Below are 18,491 nucleotides of genomic sequence, written 5' to 3' on the forward strand. Positions count from 1 at the left end.
CCTGTGAATTCTACAGCGCGTAGAAGAGTTTTCTACAAGTTGTAGAAGTATGACCTCGGTGACTCCGCCGTTCAGCCCAGGGCCTCGAGCTGCTCGGCGGCCAGCACATCCAGCAGCTGATCCGCCAGCTCCGCGGAGATGATCAGATCATCGACGAAGCCGCCGCGGGCCGCCGCCATCACGGCCTCCGGATGACCCACCGCCGGTGCCACAGCGATCACCCGGGCCCGCCGCAGCTGCTGGGGATACACCCCGACCACGCGATCCTGCAGGACTGAGCGCACCACACGACCGGCCGAGTCCACCAGGATGCCCGAACACTCGGTGACGACGTCGGCGTCGACGGCCCGCTGACGCTCCTCCTCACTGAAACGGCTCCACAGGGTGGATCCGCCCGGCTGCCACGCACCCAACGAGACCACCGCGACGTCGAGCTCATCGGCGGCCTCCAAAGCGGCGCGGACCTCATCGGTGGCACGCAGCCCCCGCGCGACCTCCGCAGAGTCGACGATCAGCGGCGTGGGCAGCGGCCAGACCTCTCCCCCGGCCGAGGCGCCCAAGGTGTGGATCAGCGCCGAGGACGCCGCCGTGGAGGACCCCGGGGCGGAGAGCGGACCCACCAGCTGGACGATGTCCACCCGCGGCAAGGCGTCGAGGTGCTCCGGCAGGTGCATCAGTGTGCGCGACCACGCCACCCCCAGGCGTGCGCCGTCGTGCAGTCTGCGCGGCAGCAGATGCCCGACCTGCCGGGCGAGAGCTGAACGCATGGTCTCATCTGAGCGCTGAGCGACCACGGTGACCGAGGAGATGCCCAGGGTCTCAGCCAGACCCTCATGCTCAGCGCCGGCGTCTGACGGGTTGACGATGGTGATGCGGACGATGCCCTCATCCCGGGCCTGATCCAACAGACGCGCGACCTGAAAGCGCGAGAGATCATGACGCCGGGCGATGTCCACCTTGGACCGACCCTCCAGGTAGTACTCCGAGGCCAGCTCGGCCATCAGCGTGAGACTGTGTCGCTCACCCCGGTCATCCGTGGTCATATCCCCTCCCGATGCATGCTCATTCGAGCATATATGACCGCGATCACCTGCCCCCTGGATGCGTTGCCTCCGGCGTGTGGGCGGGGCTTCACTCCTGGGAGAGGCCCGCCGCCGGCTCGGTGCGTCCCAGGGCGCGGGCCGGCAGCGCGGAGGCGACGACGGCGGCGGTCAGCGCCGCTGCGGCGATCAGCCCCAGCCGACCCCAGGGCACCGCGAGCGCGACACCCATGACGTCCTCGGCCACCAGGGAGCTCACTCCAGCCCAGCCGAAGAACACGCCCAGCCCACCGCCGATCAGCAGGGCCACCACAGCCATCAGCACCGCCTCGGTGGACACCAGACGACGCACCCCTCCCCGACTCAGGCCCAGCGCCCGCAGCAGAGCCGCCTCGCGGCGCCGTTCGAACACCGAGAGCGCCAGCGTGTTGGATACCCCGATCACCGCGACCACCACGGAGGCGGCCAGCAGCACCAGCACCACCAGCAGCACCGTGTCGATCACCCCGGAGATCGAGGCTCGCGAGAGGGCCGCCTCCACCGTGGCCGAAGTCTCCTCTCCGGCCACATCGGTGAGCGTGCCGCTGACCCGCAGCACGTCGTCCGGGGAGGCCGCGTCACTGAACCGCAGCCAAGTCTGTCCCGACGAGTCGGCCAGATCCCAGCCGGCCGCGGAGGAGATCACCACGGTGCCGGGGGGCAGCCAGCCGGCCATCTCGCCTAGGACCTGCAGCGGCTCCTCGCCGTCGGCCCGCAGCGTCACCGTCGCCGTCTCGCCCCAGCCTGACACCGACTGCTCACCCTCGTAGAAGGAGGCGGAGAGCAGCGCCTGGCCCGGCTCGGGCAGCACCTCGTCGCGGCGGGTCAGCTCAGTCAGGTCCTCGTGGTCTGCGGCCACCACCTGCACGGGTACGTCCACGCCGTCGCCGCCGCTCATCTCCGCCTGCTCACCGGGGATCGTGACGGTCCGGGTCACGGCGTCGTCGGAGGACAGGGTCGCCTCGACCTCGGTGGAGGCCACGGCGGCGTCCACCGGGTAGCGGTCGGCCAAGTCCTCATCCAGGGAGCGCTGCGCGGTGGCGGCTCCGACGGTCATGGTGACCACCAGGGTGACGCCGATCAGCAGCGCCGAGGTGGTGGTGGTCAGCCGCCCCGGGGTCTGCCGGGCGTTCTGCGCCACCAGTCGGGGCACTTCTCCGCCGGTGATCCGGACCAGCAGCAGCCCCAGGCCACGCACCACGGCGGGCACGATCGCCCGGGCGGCCAGCAGCACCCCGAGGAATCCGAGCATCGCCCCGGACACACCCAGCAGAGGGCTGTGCAGCAGCGCGGCGGCCACCACGGCCCCCAGTCCCAGCACGCCCAGCACCACGCCGATCGTCGTCCGCACTCGCGGCACCCCACCCTCGGCGGGGGCGACGTCGGCGGGCTGCAGCGCCTGCATCGGTGAGGTCCGGCCGGCACGCAGCGCCGGGACCAGGCTCGCGACGCTGGTCACCACAGTGCCCAGCACCAGGCCCACCACGACGGCGACGACGGTGAGCCGCACGGGGGCGAAGTCCTCCAGCCACAACGCCTGGGCGGCGGTGCCGAGCCCATAGGCGGCCCCGCCGCCGAGCAGCACGCCGACGGCGGAGCCGACGACGCCGAGCATCGCCCCTTCGGCCAGCGTCGCCTGCTTCAGCTGTCGGGCGGTGGCACCCACGGCGCGCAGCAGCGCCAGCGTGGACATCCTCGAGGCCACCAGCACCCCGAAGGTGTTGGTGATGACCAGACCGGCCACGAAGACGGCGATCGCCCCGAAGCCCAGCCCGATGGTCACCAGGATGTCGCTGGTGCCGGAGAGATCCTCCAGCCAGGCCTCCACGATCTCCTCATGCGTGAGCACCGAGGCCTCCGGGGCGGACACCTGGAGCAGGTCATGGATCTGATCCTGCACGATCCGCTGAGCTCCGGCATCGCCATGCAGCGTGTCAGCCAGCACCACGCGGATGGACTCCGGGAAGGCCTCCTCCGGGAAGGCGTCCATGCCGGCGGGCGAGACGAACGCGGATCCGGCGCGCTGGATGCCGCTGATCAGGCCCACCACAGTGTAGGGGTCGCCGGCGGCACCGGTCACAGGGTCCTCAGGTGTCACAGCATCGCCGGTCGTGAGGCCATAGGCGTCGGCGAACTGCTCCGTGACGGTGATCTCGTCGGCCTCCTCGGCCCCACGGCCCTCGGTGAACTCCACCGGGAGATGCGCGGGCAGCTCGGAGACGCCCAGGAAGCCGTCCCGGCCCCCGATCTCTGCCGGGGCGAAGGCGCTGCGGATCAGCTGGGCATCCCCGACGTCGTCGAGGTCCTGGATGTCATCGGCCAGGGTGGCGGACGCCTCCGCGTCGTCCACCAGGCCCGAGACCTCCACCATCAGGTCCGCCCCGGCGGCCTCCGCCTCCGCCTGGGACTCCATGGTGCGGCCGAAAGCGTCGACCATCAGCAGGGAGGTGACCACGAAGGCCACCGCCACGGCGATGGCGGCACCCGCCGCGAACAGCCGGGTGCCGGCGGAGCGCAGGTTCGCGCGCAGCACGGGGTTCATCGGCCCACCTCGATCATCGCGGCGGCCAGCTGTTCGGCGGTGGGCGCTTCCAGGGTGTCCACCAGCCGGCCGTCGGCCAGCAGGACGGTCCGGTCGGCACGCGCCGCGGCGCCGGCGTCGTGGGTGACCATGATGACGGTCTGGCCGAACTCGTCGACGGCGGCGCGCAGCAGCTCCAGCACCTCCGCCCCGGCGGCCTGATCCAGGTTGCCGGTGGGCTCGTCGGCGAAGATCACCTCCGGGCGAGAGACCAGGGCGCGGGCCACGGCCACCCTCTGCTGCTGGCCGCCGGAGAGCTCGAAGGGCCGGTGGTGGAGCCGCTCAGTCAGCCCCAGTCGCTCCGCCACCAGCTCCAGGAAGGCCCGGTCCACGCTGGTGCGCCCCAGTCGGGAAGGCAGCAGGATGTTCTCCTCGGCGGTCATGGCCGGCACCAGGTTGTAGGCCTGGAAGATGAACCCGAGGCGCTCTCGGCGCACGCGGGTCAGCCGCTTCTCCTCCAGGCCGGTGAGCTCCACGTCGCCGATGACGACGCTGCCGCCGTCGGCGACGTCGAGTCCGGCGAGCACGTGCATCAGGGTGGACTTGCCGGATCCGGAGGGGCCCATCACGGCGGTGAATCGGGCGGCCGGGATCTCCAGACTGAGGCGCTTCAGCGGCCGCACGGCGGTGTCGCCGGAACCATAGGTCTTGGTCAGATCGGTCGCCTTCACGGCGACGGCAGGTGTGTGCGTCATGGAACCCACGGTACGGTCGTCCCAGGTCAGCCCACATCGGAGCAGAGGATGGTCTCGGCCTCATCCTGCAGGATGAGGGATCAGTGGTCCACCAGTCCGGAGTCGTAGGCGAAGACCACCGCCTGCACCCGATCACGGACCTCCAGCTTGGTGAGCACATGCCCCACGTGGGTCTTCACCGTCGCCTCGGAGAGGAACAGTCGGCGGGCGATCTCCGTGTTGGAGTCGCCGGTGGCCATCTCCTGGAGGATCTCGGCCTCCCGGGCGGTGAGGGTCTCCAGCTTGGCCTGCTGGGCGGCGGTGGGCTGCCGCCGTCGGGAGCCCAGCAGGGTGGTCTCCAGCAGCCGCCGGGTGGTGGTGGGCGCGATGACGGCTCCCCCAGTGGTCACGGTGCGGATCGAGTCCAGCAGGATCTCCGGCTGGACATCCTTGAGCAGGAAGCCGGAGGCCCCGGCGCGCAGCGCTTCGACGGCGTATTCGTCAGTGTCGAAGGTGGTGAGCACGATGATCTTCGGCGCCTGCCCCCCGGAGGCGGTGATCCTGCGGGTGGCCTCGAGCCCGTCGAGCGCCGGCATGCGGATGTCCATGAGCACGACGTCGGGGGCATATGCGGCGACGGCGTCGAGGGCCTGTTGGCCGTCGCCGGCCTGGGCGACCACGTGCATGTCGGGCTGGGAGTCGATGACCATGGCGAACCCGGCGCGCAGCAGGGCCTGGTCGTCGGCCAGCAGCACCGACGTGGAGGTGGTGGACATCAGGACTCCTTCTCGGTGGTGAGCGGGATGCGGGCGACGACGTCGAAGCCACCGGCGTGCGCGCGCGTCTGGACGTCTCCGCCGTGGAGCCGGGCCCGCTCGGCCATGCCCCGCAGCCCGGAGCCGGCCCCGTCGCCCTCGGCCCGGGCTCCCCGGCCGGTGTCGCGCACCTCGATCACCAGCCAGCCGTCCTCGGCGGAGAGCGTGACCTCGGCGGTGGCGCCGGGTCCGCCGTGCTTCAGGGTGTTCGTCAGCGCCTCCTGGACGATCCGGTGCACTGCCAGCGCCGCCCCGTCGGCGAGCGTGGGCTCCCCGGGAAGGGTCTCGGCCAGCCGGTCGGCGAGCTCGACCTCCAGACCGGCGGCCCGGACGTCGGCGATCATCCGCCCCAGGTCCGCCAGCCCCGGGGAGGGCTGAACCAGCAGCGACTCGCGCTCCTCGCGCAGCACCCCCAGCATGCTCCGCATCTCGGTGAGCGCCTGACGCCCGGTCCTTCCGATCGTCTCGAAAGCCTGCCCGGCACGTTCCGGATCCTGAGCGACGACGTACCGGCCCCCGTCGGCCTGGGCGATCATCACCGACATGGAATGGCTGATGACGTCGTGCATCTCCCGCGCGATGCGCATCCGCTCCGCGTCGGCGGCCAGCCGGGTCTCATGCTCGCGCTCCCGCTCGAGCAGCTCGTTGCGTTCGGTGATGGCGGCGATCTCTCGACGACGCCGCCCGCCCAGATCGCCCAACAGCCAGGCGACCATCACCACAGCCGCGGCGAAGCCGGTGAGCAGCAGGACCAGGATCAGGGTCTCCAGCCCCATCGGTGGGCCCCCGAGGATGATCATCTGCTGGACGAGGACCAGCCCGCCCAGCAGCACCGCACCGATCAGCGCAATGATCAGGTACAGCCGGGAGGCCCGCCGGGTGCCGAACTTCGCCACCGAGTACAGCACCCACGGCACGGTGAGCGCGCTGAACCCGGGCCCGGTCAGCGTGAGCACCTGTCCGAGCGCACCGAGGGCGACGAGCCCGGCCGCCCAGGCGGGGCGGGAGCGACGTGCCGCCAACGGCAGGATGGTCAGCAGCTCCAGGCTCAGCACGAGCAGCCAGGGCGCCTGGCCGCCGAGCATCGTGCGTCCGTCGGCCCCGACCGAGGCCAGCACGGCGAGCAGCGCCAGCGGCAGCGCGATGAGGGCGCCGTCGGCGATCCATGGACGTCGGCCCAGTGCCTGCCAGAGCCGGACGTGGGCGGGTGTCATCGCTGGGGCCTCGTCATCGCTGGGGCCACACGGAGCGTTCCCGCATGACCGCGGCGAGCGCCTCGGCATCGTCGGTCATCAGCCCGTCCACGCCGAGGTCGATGAGCCGGTGCATCTCGTCCGGGTCGTCCACCACCCAGACGTGGACCTGCAGACCGGCTCGGTGACAGCGCCGCAGGAAGCCCGCGGTGACGACCCGGATCGGGCCCTGCCGCACCGGGACCTGGAGGCAGTCGACGTCGACGGCACGGCTGACGAGCGGCCGGGTCAGGCCCAGCGGGCCGAGAAACACGAAGGCGGCGGTGGCGCCCAGTCCGGCCGAGGTGGCGACGCGGCGGGTCAGTCGGCGCACGGCCCGGCGGCGTCGGGCGTCGTGGAAGCTGGTGACCAGCACCCGATCGTGGGCCTGATGCTCGTCGACGAGGCGGACGAACTCCTCGACCGCCGCGGAATCTTTGAGGTCCACGTTGAGGTGGACGTCGTCCCAGGTGGCGAGCAGGTCCTCGAAGCGGAGCAGCCGGGCCTCGTCGTCGGCAGGGTCGCCCGCTCCGGTGCGGGCTGCGTCGCCCACGCGCAGGGCGGAGAGCTGCTCCCAGGTCTGCTCCCGCAGCTTCCCGGCACCGTCGGTGACCCGGTCGAGGTCCTCGTCATGAAAGACCACCAGCGTGCCGCAGGCGGCGGTGCGCACGTCGATCTCCAGGTACCGGTAGCCGAGCTCGACGGCGTGGCGGAAGGCGCCCATCGTGTTCTCCCGCGAGGGGTCCGCGCCCCGGTGGGCGAACGCGAGCACCTGGCCCTCCAGGGGTCCTGGCAGGGTGTTGAGCAGGTAGCGGTTCGTCAGCGGCCGCACCGGACACCGTCCCCGCCGTCGAGCAGGTCCTCCAGCACCTGAGCCACGCCGTCGGCGTCGCAGTCGGCGGTGAGGTGCTGCGCGGCCGAGCGGGCCATCGGGTGGGCCGAGCTCACGGCCCAGGAGGTACCGGCCCACTGGAGCATCTCGATGTCATTGGGCATGTCTCCGAAGGCGATGACCTGCTCCCGGGTGATTCCCTGACCGGCGGCGAAGCGTCGCAGCGCGGCGGCCTTGTCCACCCCCTTGGCGGAGATCTCCAACAGGCTGATCCCCGGCGCAGAGTGGGTCACGGTGACCAGCTCACCGACCCTGGCCTTCACCTGTTCCAGAAAGGCGTCGGCGTCCATGGCGGCGGTCTTGGCGAGCAGCTTCACCACACGGGAGCGGGCACCGGGGTCGTGGCGACCGAGGGTGTCGTCGAGGGGACCGAGGCGGAGCATGTCATCGGTGACCCCGGCCGCCCGCCGACGGTCCTCTTCGAAGAACAGCGAGTCCACCAGGAACGCCGGCTCGGCGTGCAGGTTCTGCAGGGTCTCGGCGGCGAAGCTGGCCTGCGGGTCGATGTCCAGGATGCGATCCTTCACAGCGAAGACGGCGGCCTCACCCATGGGGTCCTCGCGCAGCAGCCGGTCCTCGGCGAGGTCGTAGACCACGGCCCCGTTGGAGCAGATGACCGGGCCCACGCCGCCCAGCGCGTCGGCCACCGGCTTCAGCCAGCGCACCGGACGGCCGGTGACCAGCACGATCCCGACACCGGCGGCGCGGGCGGCGCGGAAGGCGGCCACAGTGCGCTCGGTGACGGTCCCGGTCTCCGCCGCGGCGTAGCTGAGGATGGTGCCGTCGATGTCGCTGGCGATCAGCCGGGTCCGCTCCAGCGTGGTCACCGGGGCGCTACGCAGGCTCCGCCCCTTCTTCCAGCGCGGCGGCCAGCTCCGCGGCGGTCGGCGGCTGGGCGCCGAAGCGTGAGGAGGTGATCGCCGCCGCCCGGGCGGCGGTGCTGAGCACGTCGGTCAGCTGGGCGTGGCTGATGTCGTGCAGCGCGTCGCGGCGGGCCGCCCCGAGGAGTCCCAGCCCGCGCAGCGTCGCCAGGGTCGCGGCCATGAAGGAGTCTCCAGCGCCGACGGTGTCGGCGACCTCGATGGAGAACGCCGGCTGATCGACGAAGCCGGAGCGGGCCAGGCCCATGGCTCCGGAGGCGCCCCGAGTGATGATGACGACCCCCGGACCCAGCTCCAGCCAGGCACGCATGGTGTCCTCGTGGCTGCGCTCCGGGTAGAGGAGGTCGATGTCGTCGGTGGAGGCCTGCACGACGTCGGCCAGGGAGATGAACTGCTCGGCCTGGTCTCGGGCCTCTTCGCGGTTGGGGATGATGGAGGGACGGTAGTTGGGGTCGTAACTGATGGTGGCGACGTCGCGCGCCCGGTGCAGCATGTCCTTCACCGTCTCCGCGCCCGGCTGCATCATGGCGCCGATGGAGCCGGTGTGGAGCAGATCCAGGGCCGGGGACTCCTCGGGCCGGGTGTCCTGCACCAGCGTGCAGAAGGAGCGTTCCAGCTCGCCGGCGGAGGGCAGGGTCCAGTCCAGGGCGAACTCATAGCTGGCCTGACCGGCCGGGTCCAGAGTCGCCTTCGCCACGGAGGTCGGGCTCGCATCCGGCTCCAGCAGGGAGGTGATCCCCTGGGCGCGGAGGCTGCGGGCGATCATCCGTCCGTAGTCGTCCTCCCCGTGCCGGCCGGCGAAGACGACGTCGTGCTCGAGCCTGGCCAGGCCGACGGCCACATTGAAGGGGCTTCCCCCGACATGGGCTTTCGGGGCGGAGGTCTCCGAATGGACGACATCCACCAGGCACTCGCCGATGACCGCCAGGTATGCACTCATGCCCCCTAAACTACCGCAGTTGCGCGGACTTGCGGAGGTCGCCGGCGGGCGGCGGGTACTGGCGGTAGGTGCGGAACGTCTTGGCCTGGACGGCCCGGTGGTAGAGGATTCGCCGCAGGTCAGCGTCGGCGTCGTAGAAGAACGGGTTGATGATGCGGCCCTGCTCGGCGAGCGCGGTGATGCGTCGGCGCTGCTCGGCGCTGGCGTGCCTCTTCACCAGCGGCAGCGGCAGCGTGGTGTGCAGCGCGGGCTGCTTGGCCACCTGGTGGTCCGGGCCGCTGAGTCCGCCGCGCAGGTGCTCCTCGACGTAGAGCCGGGCGGGGTTGATCCCGGAGGCGGTGAGGTAGTGATGGTTGCGGCCGAGCCGGGGGTTGAGCTCGAAGAACTTCGCGACGCCGTCGCGTGGGTCCACTTTGATGTCGAACATGGCGAAGCCGCGCCAGCCGACGGCGCGCAACAGCGCGGCGCCCTGCTTCTCCACAGCCTCGTCCCGAGAGGTCAGCACTGCCGGGGAGTTGCCCTCGAGCCCGGGGGCGTGGTCCTCGACGATGACCTCCCCATAGGCGGTCAGCCGGACCTGGCCGGTCTGGTCGCAGAAGTAGGTGGCCAGGCGCAGCTGGGAGTCGGTGCCGGGGATGTGCTCCTGGGCGATCAGCGTGCCGGTGTAGCCGGCGTCGGAGGCTCGGCCCAGCAGGCTGGTGAGCTCCTCGGCGTCGTCGATGTAGTGGACTTTGCGTCGACCCGTGAAGGTGATGTCGGCCCAGGCGCCGCCGTCGCCGGCCTTGAGCACCAGGGGGTAGGAGACCCCGGCGGCGGGCAGCTCCTCGGCGGCGAAGGCTTGGGCGCGCTGCTCGGTGTGGGCGGAGCAGTCGTAGCCGACGGTCTTCGGGTAGGGGACGCCGAGTTCCTCGCAGAGGGCGTAGAAGTTCTCCTTCAGCGCCACCTGGTCCAGCTTCTGCGCCGACGGGTAGGGGATCCTGTAGCCCAGCTTTTCCAGCTCGTCGCGGTGGTCCACGGCGAAGCGGACGAGGTGGTCATAGTTGGCCAGCAGCAGCAGCGGGCGTCGGTGAGCGCCGTCGTCGGTGAGGAGGGCGGCGACCTCCTTGAGCTTCGCGATGACCGGCTCGGCGGTGGTCATCGGCCCGGCGGGGAAGGTCTCCATGATGCGGGAGTGCTTGAGATTGCGATTGACGGAGGTGGGCACGACCGCGGAGATCGCCCCGAAGGCCTCGTGGAACTCGCGCGCCAGGGAGTAGGTGCCCACGTCGCCGCCGGTGATCACCGGGACGAACGGCTGCTCCTGAGGTATCCGCATGGGGATGACGCTAGCAAAGAACGGTGGATGGAGCCTGGATGCCGGGCCTCGGCTCGCTGAGGGCCGCTGTTAGGGTCGGAGCATGGAGGACACCCTGCCCGACGCCGCCCGGGACGCCCTGCTGGAGGCCTACCGCGCCTATGCGGACGCGCCGGTGAGGTCCGCGGAACAGAAGCGGCAGGCGGCGTCCCTGGCGCAGCTGGCGGCCGCGGCGAAGGGCGCAGGGTGGCCGATGCGCCAGCTGGCCGAGCCGTGCGGGGTCAGCGCCGAGCGGATGCGGCAGTTCGCCGCCCGGCATGAGGGCGAGGTCGACGCCGACGTCGCGGCCCTGTTCCCAGCCTATGAGCGCCCGGCACCGGCCCGACGGCGGCCGGTGGAGCACCCGCATCTGAGCGAGGCGGAGGCCGCCGAACTGCGGGACCTGGCGGGGCTGGCCCGGCGGCGCACCGGCTCGCACGCCGCCGGTTCCGAGGAGGCGCAGGCCAGTGAGCGCTTCACCGCTCTGGTGCGCAAGCATCATGACCGAGGCGTGATCTGGACGGAACTCTCGGAGGCGACCACGCCCTGGACCTCGTGGCCGCTGCAGGGAGCAGAGCGTGAGCTGGAGCCGATGGTGCGGGCCAGCGGACTGCGGCAGCGGATCAGCCGTGCGCGGGTGACATCGCAGTCCTAGCCGAGGCGATCGTCGTCTCTGCCCACAGCCACGATCGGTGAGGTCGCGCAGTTCCCGGGCACGGCACAGCTGGACAGACGTGAGCTGGTCGGCATGCGATATGCGGGGGTCTCCGGAGTGTGCAGGGTGGTGCAGGAGGAGAGCCCCCCCGGCCATACCTGCGGAGACTCTCAGCGTGCCCATGGCGCGTCGACTGCTCTGCGGCCATGAACGGGCCGGGCACCTGAAAAGGGCTCTTCGCCGTCTGACTACGATGATCCACTCACAGGGCACGGCTGCGGCCATCCAGTTGGCCCATGCGGCCCGCCAGGCCTCCGCCTGGCGGGCCTGGGGCGACCACCCCGAGAGCAATGTGCCAACCGAGCACGGCGGCTCCCCGGAGAACCGGGCGCGGATGCTGCTGGAGGTGGTGGACGCCGTCCGCGCCGAGAGGGGCGAGCACGGGGTGAACATGATCTCCGTGCCCTCGGGCGGGAACGTGCCGGCCGAGACCCCCGTGGTCCCGGGCTACCAGCTGCCGTTCGCGACGTCGATCAAGGAGTCCACCGGGCTTCCGGTGGCCGCGGTCGGGATGATCGACGGCCCCTTCCAGGCCGAGCAGATCGTGGCCCAGGGCCAGTCCGACGTGGTGCTGGTGGGCCGCGAGTCCCTGCGCGACCCCGACTTCCCCATCCGGGCGGGCGAGGCGCTGCGCTGGGACATGCCGTACAAGCCGGCGCCCTACGAGCGCGCCTACCGCTGAGCGGTGGGCGCCTGGCGCTCCTCAGGCCGCTCGGACGGAGATGATCTCCCCGGTGTCCACGTCCATGGTGACGATGGTGGGGGTGCCCGAGTTCAGCAGCTCCCGCTCCTGGGCGCTCAGCGCCCCGGGAACACCGGGAACCTCGGGGACGGTGACGTCGGTGATCTGGCTGGAAGCGAGGTCCACCGTGACGAAGAGGTCGTCGTCGGTGTCCAGCAGCGCCTGCTTCTCCGGACTCAGCGAGGCCGTGACGGCGTCGGGGCCCTCCTGCTGGGAGACGACGGCGGCAGACCCGCCGAACACGGCGGTCAGCCCCAGGGCGGCGGCGATCGCGGCGAAGCGGCGCGGCATCACGTTCTCAGCATCAGCACTCATCAGTTCCCCCTTCGAACTGACTGTACCGGATCACAGCGGCGTCACATAGGGGCGCCACCGCTCCGTGGAGCGACGACATCACTCCTCCCGTGACGAGCCGCCGCGCGTCGCCGGACAGACTGGCCGACCACAGACTGGCCGACCCAGGCCCCGATCCAGGCTCCTGCCGCGGCCCAGATCACGTCGTCGACGCTCGACACCCGGCCGAAGCCGAGGACGAACTGCATCACCTCCACGAACACCGCGAACAGGGTGGCCGCCAGAACGATCCTGGAGGTCGTCATCGAGGACAGCGCCAGGATGGCACCACCGATCATGAACATCACCAGATTCGCGAGGACCTCGGTCAGCACTGAGGCTCCGACGCTGCTTCCGATCTCCCCCAGAAAGGCGAACGGGACGAGCTCCACATGCCTCGACGGCGCAAGTCCTACCGTATGGGGAACCACGGTGACGATGACGACACCAGCAACCCATGAGCTGACGCCCCAGGACCACAGGAAGGACCGGGAGGACCACCCGCGGCGGCGGCCAGCGACGAGGTACACCGCTGTCAACACGACGGCGAGCAGTACGGCCACCGCCACGAACATCGGCACGAGCGAACCGAAAGACCTCACCAGGTTGGTCACGCAGAAGCGTCCGTCACAGCCTTGACCTGCTCGTAGCCGCCCACCAGGTTCCGCAGCCCGGCGTCGGGATTCCGGTGGCGCAGCACCGCGAGCGCCTGCCGGGAGCGGACGCCGATCTTGCAATACAGCACCACGGGGCGGTCCTCACTGGCCTCGTCGAGCCCGGGGACCTCGCTGCCGTGCCACAGCTCGCCCAGCGGCACGTTGACCGCACCCTCGACGTGCCCGGCCGCGTACTCCCACGACTCGCGGACGTCCACCACGCCAGCGATCCGCCCGGCCTCGACGGCGGCCTGCAGCTCGCGGATGCCGATGTCCTCCGGGCCAAACGGATGCCCGGTGTAGGGATCGGTCTCCCCCTCCACCGGGTGCAGCGCCGGGTCCTCCTCCACCGCGCAGGCACCCCCGGCGCCGCCCGGGGCGCCACCCGGCCCGCCGCCCAGCCCGGCGACGTCGGCGCCGATGCTGGTGACCGGCTTCCGGTCCGGGTCCGGCAGCAGCCGCACCTCACGGAAGGAGGCGGTCAGCGCGTCATAGGTCAGCACCCGGCCGAGCAGGGTCTCCCCCACACCGGCGAGGAACTTGATGGTCTCGGTGGCCATCAGCGTGCCGATGACCCCGGGCAGCACGCCCAGCACCCCGGCCTCCGCGCAGGTCGGGACCTCTCCGGCGTCGGGGGCCTCCGGGTAGAGGTCCCGGTAGGTGGGGCCGCGGCCGGCCTGGTCCCATGCGGCCCGCCAGTGCGCCTCATCCGGAGCGGACCAGAACAGGCTGACCTGCCCGGCGAAGCGCAGGATGGAGCCGGAGACCAGCGGCTTGCCGGCGATCTCGCAGGCATCGGAGACCACATAGCGGGTGGCGAAGTTGTCGGATCCGTCCACCACGATGTCCGCGGTCTCCACCAGCGCCAGAGCGTTCTCGGGCCCGAGGGGCTCGCGGTGCTCGTGGACGGTGACCTCCGGGTGCAGCCCGCGCATCGCCGTCGCGGCGGACTCCGTCTTGGGCCGGCCGATGGTGGCCTCCGAATGCAGGACCTGCCGGTGCAGGTTGGAGCGGTCGACCACGTCATGATCGACGACGTCGATGGTCCCCACCCCGGCTGCGGCCAGGTAGGTGAGGATCGGCGCTCCGAGGCCTCCGGCACCGATCACCAGCACCCGGGAGTCGAGCAGCCGCAGCTGCGCCTCCGGACCGAACCCGGTCAGCGAGAGGTGCCGCTGGAAGCGTTCCAGCTGCGTGCGGGAGAGATCGTCCACCTGGGTGCGTGGCGTGTCTTCGGCGCGACGCTCAGTCAACGGTGCCGATCCTTCCGCCCATCGCGGAGGAGGCCAGGGCGTGCCGCCGGCGCGGGATCCGCCCCGCCCCGGCGGAGAGCCACCCGGACTCCACGGCCAGCCGCATCGCGTGGGCCATGTCGGAGGGCTTCTGCGCGCGGGTGACCGCGGAGGCGACCAGCACCGCGTCGCAGCCCAGCTCCATGGCCAGCGCCGCCTCGGAGGCCGCTCCGACGCCGGCGTCGAGCACCACCGGCACGTTCGCCCGGGAGGAGATGAGCTCGATGTTGTGCGGGTTCAGGATCCCCAGGCCGGTGCCGATGGGTGCGCCCAGCGGCATGACGGCGGCGGCCCCGGCCTGCTCCAGGCGCACCGCAGCCGCCGGGTCGTCAGTGGTGTAGACCATGGGAACGAAGCCCCGGTCGGCGAGCTGCTCGGTGGCCTCCAGCGTCTCGATCACATCCGGCAGCAGCGTGTACTCATCGGCGATGACCTCGATCTTGATGAGGTTCGTCTCCAGCGCCTCCCGGGCCAGCTCGGCGGTGAGCACCGCGTCCTTGACGGTGTAGCAGCCGGCGGTGTTGGGCAGCACGTCGATGCCGAGCCGCTCCAGCATGGAGAACACGCTGGTCTTGGTCTCGGGGCTGTACCGGCGCATCGCAACCGTGGTCAGCGTGGTGCCGGAGGCGATGAGCGCCCGCTCCAGGGCGTCCAGGTCGGTGATCCCGCCGGTGCCCATGATGAGCCGGTTGGCCAGGGTGTAGTCGCCCACCTGAAGGGACGGGATGGTCTGGGCAGTCTGTGCGGTCATGCGGTCACCCGCCCTGCACGGCGGTGACGATCTCGATCTCCTCGCCGTGGTTCAGCGTGGTGTCGGCCCAGGCGCTGCGCGGGACGACGGCGGCATTGATCGCCACCGCCACTCCCAGGCGACCGCCGTCGGCGGGGGTGCCGTCGGGGTTCAGCGCGCGCCCGGTGGTATGGGCGACGGCGTCGACGACGGTGGCGCCGTCGTCGAACTTCACGTCTTCCTCGTTGATGGTCACGGTGAGCATGGGTCTCACAATCCGGTATGGGTCAGGTCTGGTGCGGTCACGGACCGCGTGGGGCTCATGTGGGCCAGCATCCGTCGGTCCGCCTCGCTCAGCGCGGCCTCGCCGTCGTCGGTCAACAGGGCTGCGGCGAGCCGCGCGGCCAGCGGGGCCAGCAGGATCCCGTGTCGAGAATAGCCGGTGGAGATGACGACGTCGGGCGCCTGCTCGCAGCGGCCCAGGTAGGGGATGTCATCCGGGGTGCCCGGTCGGGCCCGGGTGGTGATCTCCACCAGCTCCATCTCCTTGATCGCGGGCAGCACGGTGACGGCGTCGTCGAGCAGCTCCTGCACGGAGCCCGCGTGGGTGCCGGGCAGGCCATCCTCCCGGGAGGAGGCGCCGACGACGAGCCCGCCGTCGGCCCGCGGCACCAGGTAGACACTGCGACCACGGACCTTCGCCCGGACGGTGGCACCGAGGATGTGCTGCTCGCCGGCAAGAAGCTGGGCGTCACGGACCCGCAGGCGCAGCACGTCCCCGTGGACGGGCCGCAGGTCCAGCGGGGTCTGCTCGGGCGCCCCGGCGATCTCGGGGTAGCCGAGCCCGGGCACCAGGAGGACCTTCTCGTCGGTGAACACGGTGGTGCGGCCTGTGCCGTCGTCGAGGGTCAGCCGCGCCCCGACCCCGGTGTCGTGCGTGTGCACGGCGGTGACGCGGGCCTGCCGCAGGGCCGCAGGCGGACCCGCGTCGGGGAATCGACTCGGATCCAAGGTGGTCTGCAGCGCCTGGACCGCGCAGGTGGCGAGGAGCCGGGGGTCCACCTGGTGGTCGCCGGGGACGTCCCAGCCTTTGGAGATCCCGGGGGCGAACCCGGGCTCGCGGCGCCGCAGCTGGCTGGAGGTCAGCGGCTCCACCTCCATGCCGTGGGCGACCTGCACGCCGACGAGGTCGGCGACGGCGTCGCGGTCAGACCGGTCCGCGGCCAGCAGGATGGTGCCGTTCTCCCGCCACCCGGTGGGGGCGTCGACGGCGGCGGCCAGGCCGGCGAGGAACGCCGGGTACTCGGCTCGGGCCGCGGTCATGAGGGGGTAGAGCCGATCCTGGCCGTACTGCATCTCGCTGATAGGGGCGAGCATGCCGGCGGCGGCGTAGCTGGCACCCTGGGCGATCTGCGGGGCGATCAGGGTGACGGCGTGGCCCTGGATCCTGAGCTGCCAGGCGGACAGCAGTCCGACGACGCCGGCTCCCACGACAGTGACGTCCACGTGCTCCTCCTCACGGCGGCATGATCCGCATCGAGTCCGAGTGGTCGGCGGTCTTGCCCTCTCAGCCCGGCCGGCCCGGGCTCCCACGGAATGCAGTCTCCATTCTAGTCCCCGTCGCGCGGGGTGGTCACAGGGGGTCAGCCGGTGGCGTCGGGGTTGAGCAGGGCGGCCGCGGCGATCCGGTGCTGCGGCTCTCCGGTGGTGAGCGCAAACTTGCCGTAGGCCACCGGGGAGGCTGCCCACAGCTCATGGCAGTGCGCGGCGAGCTTCGGCCAGACGGTGCCGCCGGCCTGCTCATAGGCGGCGACGGTGACCTCGAAGGCCTCCTGTCCGGCGATGGAGAACTGGTAGGAGAAGTCCCGGCCGGGGTCGTCCACGCGGGCGGTGGTCCAGTCGATGACGCCGGAGATCTCCCCGGTCTCACCGAGGAGGATGTGGGCCGGGTAGAGCTCACCGTGGGTCATCACGGTGCGGTCCGGCCAGAGCTCGTCGGCGTCGAGCCAGCCGCGCCACCGCGTGAGCAACTCGGGCGCGACCGAGAACTCGGAGACGACGACGTCGATGTCCTCCTGCCAGCGCTGACGGGCCTGCTCCGGGGTGCGGACCTCGATGCCGGCCTGGCGCGCCCGATCGGTGTCGATGCTGTGCAGTTCGGCGAGCAGACGGCCCAGTGCGGAGGCGAACTGGTGGGATTCGGGGTCCATATGCCATTGCGGCTCTCCCCCGCGCAGGGTGAGCCCGGGGTGGCCCGGCAGGGCCCGGTAGGCGAGCAGCTCCTCGGAACGGATGGTCCAGTCGGGCACGCTGATGCTGAGGTGGGGGCGGACGAGCTCGAGGATGCGGGCCTCGTCCTCCATCCGCGCGACGACATCGGGACGCCGTGGGACGCGCAGCACCCACCGGTCCCCCGCGGCGTCATCGGCGAGGGCCACCTGGAAGTCGAGGCCGGCGTCGATGAGCTCCACAGAGTCCTTGTCCAGGGCCAGGCCACGCCAGACGGCCCGCTGGATGACGTCGTCGAGCGTTGAGGAGTCCATCCGTTCACGCTACTGGCGCGCGTTGACGGTGGCAATGAGCCCGGGGGGCCGAAACGTGATCAGGGGTGATGCGCTGTGCGCATCACCCCTGAGAAGTGGAGCGGATGACGGGAATCGAACCCGCGTCGTCGGCTTGGGAAGCCGAAGCTTTACCATTAAGCTACATCCGCGCAGGAGGCGGATCCGTGGATCCGAAGATCTCCTGGGTAGAGATTATCACTCCCGGGGTGGGTGATTTCCAATCGGGCGCTACGGTGACTCTCATGGCCACCTCCCCGAGCACTGACGACGCCGACTGGGCCGCGTACTATCGGCGCACCTCGGGCCGACCATGTCGCCCTCTTCTTCTGGACGCCCTCGAGCATCTGCCATCCGAGCCCCACGGCTCCAGCGATGTCCTCCACTCAGTGGACCTCGGCTGCGGAGACGGCACCGAGACCCTACACATGCTGCAGACCGGCCTGACGGTGACGGCGATCGACCGTGAGCAGGCCGCGGTGGACGCGGTGCGTGCCCGTGCTGAGGGTGCAGGGCTGGACAGCGGCCTCACCACCGTGTGCGCCGACCTGTCCTCAGCCGATCTGCCGCGCGTGGACCTGGTCCTGGCCTGCCTGAGTCTGCCGTTCCTGGGGGAGGATGGTCTTGTCGACGTGTGGCACCGCATCCTCGCCGCACTGCACCCGGGCGGGATCCTGGCCGTGCAGCTTTTCGGTGACCGCGACGCATGGGCCTCCGGCAAGACCGCCGTGGAGGGCATGACGTTCCATACCCCTGACGAGGTGGAGGCATGGCTGAGCGGACTCACTGTGCTGCAGCTCGACGAGCGCGAGTACGACGGTCCCAGTGGTCGGGGCCCGAAGCATTGGCACATGTACGACGTGATCGCGCGGAGGTGACCCGGCGCGAGTGGTGACCAGGACGCTCCCAGGCAGCAGACGTACGGCTCAGTGTCGTCGTCGGCTGGTCTCGTAGAGGACGGTCACACCCGCACGGGAGCCTGCGGTGGCCTGGTGTGTGGCGATGAGGTCGGCACGGCCGTGGGGTGTGAGGGCA

At 71.1% G+C, this 18,491-nt stretch carries 19 protein-coding genes, 1 tRNA gene and 1 riboswitch; of the genes, 3 read left to right on the top strand and 17 right to left on the bottom strand.

Annotated features, from left to right (window positions below):
* Positions 1 to 71 precede the first annotated feature (71 nt).
* The 9 genes from ACYVKI_RS06405 to ACYVKI_RS06445 all read right to left on the bottom strand — a co-directional run bounded on the left by ACYVKI_RS06405 (position 72) and on the right by ACYVKI_RS06445 (position 10,409).
* On the bottom strand, positions 72 to 1,043 hold the full coding sequence (locus ACYVKI_RS06405) for a sugar-binding transcriptional regulator (protein WP_460689516.1): 972 nt from the start codon (positions 1,041 to 1,043) through the stop codon (positions 72 to 74).
* Positions 1,044 to 1,131: 88 nt separating this feature from the next.
* Positions 1,132 to 3,621 carry an FtsX-like permease family protein gene (locus ACYVKI_RS06410; RefSeq protein ID WP_460689517.1) on the bottom strand — a complete coding sequence of 830 codons (2,490 nt, stop codon included), beginning with the start codon at positions 3,619 to 3,621 and terminating at the stop codon, positions 1,132 to 1,134.
* Positions 3,618 to 4,355 carry an ABC transporter ATP-binding protein gene (locus tag ACYVKI_RS06415; protein WP_460689518.1) on the bottom strand — a complete coding sequence of 246 codons (738 nt, stop codon included), beginning with the start codon at positions 4,353 to 4,355 and terminating at the stop codon, positions 3,618 to 3,620. Before ACYVKI_RS06415 ends, ACYVKI_RS06410 begins: the two co-directional genes overlap by 4 nt.
* A gap of 80 nt (positions 4,356 to 4,435) precedes the next feature.
* On the bottom strand, positions 4,436 to 5,110 hold the full coding sequence (locus ACYVKI_RS06420) for a response regulator (RefSeq protein ID WP_460689519.1): 675 nt from the start codon (positions 5,108 to 5,110) through the stop codon (positions 4,436 to 4,438).
* Entirely contained in the window at positions 5,110 to 6,363 is a 1,254-nt protein-coding gene (locus ACYVKI_RS06425; RefSeq protein WP_460689520.1) for a sensor histidine kinase, read from the bottom strand. The genes ACYVKI_RS06420 and ACYVKI_RS06425 overlap by 1 nt, the downstream gene beginning before the upstream one ends.
* Positions 6,364 to 6,376: 13 nt before the next feature.
* Positions 6,377 to 7,213, bottom strand: a complete 837-nt coding sequence (locus tag ACYVKI_RS06430; protein WP_460689521.1) for a glycerophosphodiester phosphodiesterase — start codon at positions 7,211 to 7,213, stop codon at positions 6,377 to 6,379.
* Positions 7,201 to 8,100 carry an HAD family hydrolase gene (locus ACYVKI_RS06435; RefSeq protein WP_460689522.1) on the bottom strand — a complete coding sequence of 300 codons (900 nt, stop codon included), beginning with the start codon at positions 8,098 to 8,100 and terminating at the stop codon, positions 7,201 to 7,203. Before ACYVKI_RS06435 ends, ACYVKI_RS06430 begins: the two co-directional genes overlap by 13 nt.
* A gap of 7 nt (positions 8,101 to 8,107) precedes the next feature.
* The gene (locus ACYVKI_RS06440; protein ID WP_460689523.1) at positions 8,108 to 9,094 is read right to left on the bottom strand and encodes a carbohydrate kinase family protein; all 987 of its coding nucleotides are present in this window, start codon (positions 9,092 to 9,094) and stop codon (positions 8,108 to 8,110) included.
* Positions 9,095 to 9,104: 10 nt separating this feature from the next.
* On the bottom strand, positions 9,105 to 10,409 hold the full coding sequence (locus tag ACYVKI_RS06445; protein ID WP_460689524.1) for a carboxylate--amine ligase: 1,305 nt from the start codon (positions 10,407 to 10,409) through the stop codon (positions 9,105 to 9,107).
* An 82-nt stretch (positions 10,410 to 10,491) separates the two neighbouring features.
* Here ACYVKI_RS06445 and ACYVKI_RS06450 point away from each other — a divergent pair, with 82 nt between their 5' ends.
* Both ACYVKI_RS06450 and ACYVKI_RS06455 read left to right on the top strand, forming a co-directional pair.
* Entirely contained in the window at positions 10,492 to 11,082 is a 591-nt protein-coding gene (locus ACYVKI_RS06450; protein ID WP_460689525.1) for a hypothetical protein, read from the top strand.
* Positions 11,083 to 11,335: 253 nt separating this feature from the next.
* Positions 11,336 to 11,824: an oxidoreductase gene (locus ACYVKI_RS06455; RefSeq protein WP_460689526.1), complete on the top strand. Its 489-nt coding sequence runs from the start codon at positions 11,336 to 11,338 to the stop codon at positions 11,822 to 11,824.
* A 21-nt stretch (positions 11,825 to 11,845) separates the two neighbouring features.
* On the opposite strand, the gene ACYVKI_RS06460 is transcribed toward ACYVKI_RS06455, so the two are convergent.
* The 8 genes from ACYVKI_RS06460 to ACYVKI_RS06495 all read right to left on the bottom strand — a co-directional run bounded on the left by ACYVKI_RS06460 (position 11,846) and on the right by ACYVKI_RS06495 (position 17,608).
* Positions 11,846 to 12,199 carry a hypothetical protein gene (locus tag ACYVKI_RS06460; protein ID WP_460689527.1) on the bottom strand — a complete coding sequence of 118 codons (354 nt, stop codon included), beginning with the start codon at positions 12,197 to 12,199 and terminating at the stop codon, positions 11,846 to 11,848.
* A 41-nt stretch (positions 12,200 to 12,240) separates the two neighbouring features.
* Complete coding sequence (locus ACYVKI_RS06465; RefSeq protein ID WP_460689528.1) at positions 12,241 to 12,831, bottom strand: VanZ family protein; 591 nt, start codon at positions 12,829 to 12,831, stop codon at positions 12,241 to 12,243.
* Positions 12,828 to 14,126 carry a molybdopterin-synthase adenylyltransferase MoeB gene (gene moeB, locus ACYVKI_RS06470; protein WP_460689529.1) on the bottom strand — a complete coding sequence of 433 codons (1,299 nt, stop codon included), beginning with the start codon at positions 14,124 to 14,126 and terminating at the stop codon, positions 12,828 to 12,830. Before moeB ends, ACYVKI_RS06465 begins: the two co-directional genes overlap by 4 nt.
* Positions 14,119 to 14,916, bottom strand: a complete 798-nt coding sequence (locus ACYVKI_RS06475) for a thiazole synthase (RefSeq protein WP_460689530.1) — start codon at positions 14,914 to 14,916, stop codon at positions 14,119 to 14,121. The genes moeB and ACYVKI_RS06475 overlap by 8 nt, the downstream gene beginning before the upstream one ends.
* A gap of 4 nt (positions 14,917 to 14,920) precedes the next feature.
* Complete coding sequence (gene thiS, locus ACYVKI_RS06480; RefSeq protein WP_460689531.1) at positions 14,921 to 15,160, bottom strand: sulfur carrier protein ThiS; 240 nt, start codon at positions 15,158 to 15,160, stop codon at positions 14,921 to 14,923.
* A 5-nt stretch (positions 15,161 to 15,165) separates the two neighbouring features.
* Complete coding sequence (gene thiO, locus ACYVKI_RS06485) at positions 15,166 to 16,401, bottom strand: glycine oxidase ThiO (RefSeq protein WP_460689532.1); 1,236 nt, start codon at positions 16,399 to 16,401, stop codon at positions 15,166 to 15,168.
* A riboswitch (TPP riboswitch) is annotated at positions 16,392 to 16,498 on the bottom strand. It overlaps the preceding gene by 10 nt.
* Before the next feature lie 40 nt (positions 16,499 to 16,538).
* Positions 16,539 to 17,438 (bottom strand): macrolide 2'-phosphotransferase, encoded by a 900-nt coding sequence (locus ACYVKI_RS06490; RefSeq protein ID WP_460689533.1) that lies wholly within the window; start codon positions 17,436 to 17,438, stop codon positions 16,539 to 16,541.
* 96 nt (positions 17,439 to 17,534) lie between these two features.
* Positions 17,535 to 17,608 (bottom strand) — tRNA-Gly (locus ACYVKI_RS06495).
* A gap of 93 nt (positions 17,609 to 17,701) precedes the next feature.
* Between ACYVKI_RS06495 and ACYVKI_RS06500 the strand changes: the two genes are divergently transcribed.
* The gene (locus tag ACYVKI_RS06500) at positions 17,702 to 18,334 is read left to right on the top strand and encodes a class I SAM-dependent methyltransferase (protein WP_460689534.1); all 633 of its coding nucleotides are present in this window, start codon (positions 17,702 to 17,704) and stop codon (positions 18,332 to 18,334) included.
* Positions 18,335 to 18,491 lie beyond the last annotated feature (157 nt).

The sequence above is a fragment of the Nesterenkonia suensis genome (assembly GCF_054782935.1).